At 62.7% G+C, this 2,207-nt stretch carries 2 protein-coding genes; both read right to left on the reverse strand.

The window, feature by feature from the left end; all coding sequences use genetic code 11:
* Window positions 1–458, reverse strand: a 458-nt coding sequence (locus WAO18_RS21795) for a peptidoglycan endopeptidase (RefSeq protein WP_422208314.1), incomplete at its 3' end; no start/stop codon positions are given.
* Between the two features lie 309 nt (window positions 459–767).
* Window positions 768–2,207 (reverse strand): DUF4407 domain-containing protein (locus WAO18_RS21800; RefSeq protein WP_422208315.1); only part of this gene is annotated, 1,440 nt, incomplete at its 5' end.

Raw genomic sequence — 2,207 nt, forward strand, 5'->3', positions numbered from 1 at the left:
GGCGGGGCGTCGGCCGGGTCGGGACCAGGCGGGGGCGGCGCGGGCGCCACCATGCTCACCAGGACCGGTGCCGGGGCGTCTTCGGGAGCCCCATCCACCGGAAGGTACATGTGGTGGCTGAACTGAGCCTGATAGGCCCCGCCGCCACCAATGCGCACGCCGCCGCCTTCGCCGCTGGCGACCGGAGTTCCATCCGGCAGCGTCACCGCGGTGTGACCGCCGTTCCAGCCGATCACCAGAGCACCGGGCGCGGTTCCGTACTTGAAGCCGCGCGCCAGCAACGCCGACTCTTCATTGCCCGTGTTGAACCTTTCGGCAAAAGCCGGCCGATCGGTTGCCACGTTCGATACCAGCGAGGCCAGACCCGAACAGTCCGTTCCGGCGGCGGAGTAGCCGTGGCTGTACGGCGTGCCTGACATTTGCTGAATCAGGCTCATCAGCGTTTCTAAAACAAACATGAGCCGGGACACTACAAACAAGATCAATAACGGCCAAAATTTGTGCGCGCCATCACTTTTGCTGATATCGGATGACTTGCGTCATGTTTTGTCTGAAAAACGCCTGCTAGATATGGGTTTCCAAAACATCAATTATACGTATGTGGAAGAGTAACCCGTTCTTGACTTTTCGCTGAGCAAGGCCTGAGATGCTGCAACTTTAAGCTAAAAGCGCTGTATAGCAAAGTGTTATCTATCGCTGTGAGCGATATCTCGTTGCGACGCCTTGCCGTAACGCCCTTGTGCAGCCAGCAATGCGGTCCGCGTTGACTATTCGGCGGGTGGCAATTGCCGCGGTCCGTCGGTCGCACGCAGCTCAGCAGGCCCGGCACGTTCAGCCAAGTTGCGTTGCTTTTCCGGACTTCCGGAAATCAACGACTGGCCTTCGGCGTGCCCCGTTGGCGGACGATGGGACAAAACCGCCTGGGCCACAGCAGCGCCCGCGCCGGGGTCGCTGTTGTCGTGATCGTCAGGCGAATGGACCGAAACCGATCGGTAGGTAGCTGAGGCCGCGACGTCCTCCTCAGCTTCGACCGTGATCCTGTGAGTTCTCTTGAGCGAGAAAGTGATTTCCTCGAACTCTTCGATGACTTGGCGCGCGGTGCGGAGTGGATGGGTTGATGTGTCGATCGCGCGGGCTACGAAACTCGGGACCAGCGGACGGATCCAGCGCGCGGCTGCTCTGGTGACATCGGGGATGGTTGGAATCGACTGTGTGGCAGGCATATCGGGCGCCTCGACTATGGCTGGTACATTCTTTGCCTCGCTCACCTCTGCGGTTGCCGACTTCTCGGCGGCCAGACTCGCGGCGTGCGCTTCGGCGGCGATAGGCAGGTAGATCTCGTCGTCCACCGGTTCCGGGTCGCGTGCCGTAACCTCAATCGTGGCGTCAACCCGATGACGAAGCTGAGCGCGGTCGATTTCCGTCTGCGCCTCGACGGCCAGCCGGGCTTGTGCGAGTTGCTGTTCGGCCCACATGGTTTCGGCAGCCGCACGCATCTCCGCTCGCTTTACGGCGATGGCCGTATCGGCCACCAACTCGGCGCGTTCACGTTCGGCCCGGGCCTGAGCACGGCGATCATGGCTCGTTTCCCCGCGCCACCGTCGCAGGATCAGTGGCAATAAGCCCAACGCTATGAAGAACCCGACCGTCAACAAGCGCAGAGCCAGTGTGCCTGCACCGGCCGACGTCAACTGCTGCATCGCGACCCAACGCGAACCCAAACCACGATCCAAGTCCGCGATCGCGCTCTGGCGCGCTTCGCCAAGCACCCGCTCGCCGTGGTTGATTCGATCCTCGAGCGCATGGACACGTCGGTCGCGAGCCGCGATGGCTTGGTCAAGTTCTCGCTCGGAATCCGCGAGAAGCTCATTGGCCGTTCGGGTTTCGGGCCCAGAACCTGGTACGCCGGTAATTCGGGTCTGCGGACACGTCGGAGTGGGATGGTATTCGCAACGTGCGACGATCAGAGCCTCGTCGCGGTGTGTGCGGGCCGCGTCGACGGCCTGGTCGAGCGCGACGCGTGCGTCGCGCATCTGCTGCAGATTGGTTGATTGTTGGACAACGGCCGGCGCCGAAACAGCGTCGCGCGCGGCCTCATGCTGGATCACGCGGTCTATCGAGCCGGCGAACAACCCGAGCGCCGCGAACTCGCCGACGACCGCACCCAAGGCCATCACCACGACCACGGCCACCGTCGTCACTCCGCC

It is taken from the genome of Mycobacterium sp., from assembly GCF_049278535.1.
GTDB lineage: Bacteria > Actinomycetota > Actinomycetes > Mycobacteriales > Mycobacteriaceae > Mycobacterium.